The sequence below is a fragment of the Isoptericola sp. NPDC055881 genome (assembly GCF_053615895.1).
The window spans coordinates 1-2,901 of sequence record NZ_JBSHCR010000141.1; the positions used below are offsets into that span (position 1 = coordinate 1).

3 protein-coding genes and 1 pseudogene are annotated in these 2,901 nt (G+C 71.3%); all 4 read right to left on the minus strand.

Annotation, left to right across the window (positions count from 1 at the left end; all coding sequences use genetic code 11):
* Positions 1 to 963 (minus strand): annotated as a pseudogene (locus ACWGKI_RS20715) (hypothetical protein); the annotation flags it as partial.
* Between the two features lie 501 nt (positions 964 to 1,464).
* A complete protein-coding gene (locus ACWGKI_RS20720) occupies positions 1,465 to 1,686 on the minus strand; it encodes a pRL2-19 (protein WP_376570208.1) in 222 nt (73 codons plus the stop codon).
* Positions 1,686 to 1,913 carry a hypothetical protein gene (locus tag ACWGKI_RS20725; protein WP_376041173.1) on the minus strand — a complete coding sequence of 76 codons (228 nt, stop codon included), beginning with the start codon at positions 1,911 to 1,913 and terminating at the stop codon, positions 1,686 to 1,688. Before ACWGKI_RS20725 ends, ACWGKI_RS20720 begins: the two co-directional genes overlap by 1 nt.
* Before the next feature lie 125 nt (positions 1,914 to 2,038).
* Positions 2,039 to 2,827 (minus strand): DUF2637 domain-containing protein, encoded by a 789-nt coding sequence (locus ACWGKI_RS20730; RefSeq protein ID WP_452189560.1) that lies wholly within the window; start codon positions 2,825 to 2,827, stop codon positions 2,039 to 2,041.
* Positions 2,828 to 2,901 lie beyond the last annotated feature (74 nt).

The window sequence follows — 2,901 nt, forward strand, 5'->3', positions numbered from 1 at the left end:
GTCGCGCTCGATCGCCCACAGCCGGTCAAGGAACTGAAAGGCGGTCATCGACCGGGTGCCCTTGGCGCCCTTGGCCGTCGAGTGGGCGACTTCGGCCGCCGCGCCCTTGGCCGCGTCCACGTCGGCCTGGACCGACTTGGCCGTCTCCCCGCCCACCTTGGTCAGGTACTCGATCAGCGCCTTGTCATCGGGCGACCGGATCACGTCGATGCGCACACCGTGGCCCTTGCCGCCGCACTTGCAGTTGGCCCGCTCACACTCGGTCGACGTCTCGTACGTCGGGTCGATCGACCGCAGAGCCCCCGCCCAGAAGCCGTGCATCCACTCCTCGAACGCCTCCAGGTCCTCGGCGGGCGGCTCGAACGTGCAGCTCCGGCCCTCGCCCGGCTCGAAGTACCCGTTGCCGTCCTCATCCGTGTAGATCAGCTGGCCGTTGGCCGGGGTGCCCTCCAACTGGCCACCGAGGAACACCAGCAGGTTCAGGTGCGGGTGCCACCCGCCCGCCTGCGAGCGGGTGATCTCCGGGTTACGCGCCATGCCGATGTAGCCGACCGCCGGGGCCACGTGGCGCCGGAAGCTCTGCGATGTCAGGAGCCGCTGGTAGGCGCCCGGGACCCTCGGCGTGACCTCCCCCGTCGTCTCGTCCACGCGCTGCCGCGTCCCCCACAGGGCACAGACCAGGTCGTCCAGTGCGTCCGCACGGGTGTGCCGGGTGGTCAGCACCACGGCCGCCAGAGTCCCCCCACGGGCCAGCCACCGCAGAGCGGCCGTGGTCAGCTCGTGGGTGTCCTCGGCGCGCTTGGCGCTCTCGCACACCGCGCACGCCCAGATCGACTCGCAGAGCTGGACCCCGCGGCCGGACGCCTTCCCGTCCTCGGTGCGGGCCGTCAGCGTGCCCAGCTCCGGCGCCACGGCGCGGCGCGCGCACTTCCGGCACCGGTCGATCGCGGTGATCTCCTGCATGATCCGGCGGCGCCGCCACCGCCGCAGAGCCGGGGTGACGACCGTGACCGGACCCCCCTCGGTGGCCCCATCGACCGCACCGCTCTGACCTGCGGTTTCGGCGATCTGACAACTCTGTTCGTCAGTTACCAAGAAGCGGACACCTCGGGAGGTGTCTTTCTGCAGGTCAGACCCCGTTTTCGGGGGTCGAACCGCGTCCGCCTCGGAAGCGCGCTTCCGGCAGTTCGGGGAGCAGTACGTTTGGCCCGGTGTGCGGGGGTTTGGGGTGAACTTCTTCGAGCAGCCGCTACGGCGGCATGTGCGGCGGGCGGGCCGCTGTGGCGAAGGAGGCGCTTCGCTCCGTACTCTGGTCACAGCAACGTTTCCGTTCGGTGGTTTGGCACCTGCGGAGGCGGGCGGCCCGGGAGGTGAGATGCCCGGGCCGTTGCCATTTCTGAGGGGTGATCATCCCTTACGAGCGAGACGCCCCGCCCGGTGACCCGCGGGGGCTCGGAGTGTCGGTCAGATAGTGGTGATTCCTCCCACGTCCCCGGCGGGGCGGGGCTGGACGCTGATGCGGACCGTGCCATCGAGGCGGGGCTCCATCGCCACGGCGTGGAACGCGCCGTCCAGGCCGCCGAGCGCGTCCTTCTGGAAAGCGCCGGCGGGCAGGTCGAGCGAGCCGCCGTGGTGCATGAGGATCGCGATCAGCATCGCGTGAGACATGTCGGCCGGGGTCGCCATCACGCCTCCTCGCGGGCCGAGCGGATGACCATCAGGGCCGCCTGCGGGAGGTCGGCCACGGCGTCGAAGTGCGCGAGGGTGACGCCGTGGCTGCGAGCGGCCTCCAGCAGGTCCCGCAGGAGAGCGGCTGCGTCTGCCTTCTCGGCCGGGGTGGCGGCCGGTCCGCCGAGCCGCGCGGCGGACGCGGTGATACGGGCGGGCACATCGTCAAGCTGGGTCTCGTGCATGGTTCCTCCTGGTGGTGGCGGCGCCCCGCCGGGTGAGGGTGGATCAGGCGGACGTGAGTCAGTCTGACACAATGTGTCAGCCTGCGCAAGAGGGTCAGGGGAGGTGTCCCCTGACCGTCTCTCGGTCACGCGGCGGCCGGGACCTCAATCTCGGTCTGACCCTCGATGTGGTCGTCGTCGTGTCGCGGGTGGACGGGGGCGTTCTCGGTGTCGAGGCGTGCGTACACCCGCTGCACCTGCGAGGGGGCGCGGGTGGACACCCGGGCCGCCTCACGGACGCTCAGGCCGTCCCGCCATGCCTGCTCGATCGCGGCGCGGGCTTCCTCGGTGCTCAGCTTCGGGCGGGGGGGGACAGGCGGGATTTCGAGGTGTGCCCCGCAGATGACCTGCGGCGATGCGGTGGCCGGCACAGGCTCCGGCAGGGGGGTGGGGGACACCGGGGCGTCCACTGTGGACACCTCGGTGTCCCTGCCCGGCTCGACGGCGGGTGCGGCGTCGTCCACGAGGCCGTGGATCTGCCGCATGAGGAGGCCGAACGCCAGCAGCGCGGCAGTGGGGGGGACAGCGGCGGTCACGTAGTCGAGGAAGGGCACGTGCTGACCGTCCCTCGCTCCGGCCACTCCGGCGACGTTGAGGACGATCGAGCCGATCGACCCGGCCGCCGTGGCGGTGATCGCCCACCAGTCGGTGCGGCCCTGGAGACCGGCCCGCAGCATGAGCAGTTCGCCGCCGACGATGAAGGCGTCGAGGGTCGCGGGCCATGCCCACTGGCGGATCGGGGAGCCTGCCAGGCCGTGCTGGCCGGCCACCTCGGCGAGGTGTGCGTAACTGAGCCAGAAGGCAAGGGCGGTCAGGGTCACGATCACGAGCCCGGCCGCGATCAGCGCGGCCCTCTCCATCGTCTGCTTGCTCATGCCGACACCTCCTTGCCCGCGATGACGATCCCTGCCGGGGTCTTGGCCACGTCGCCGGACTTGACGAGCGCCGC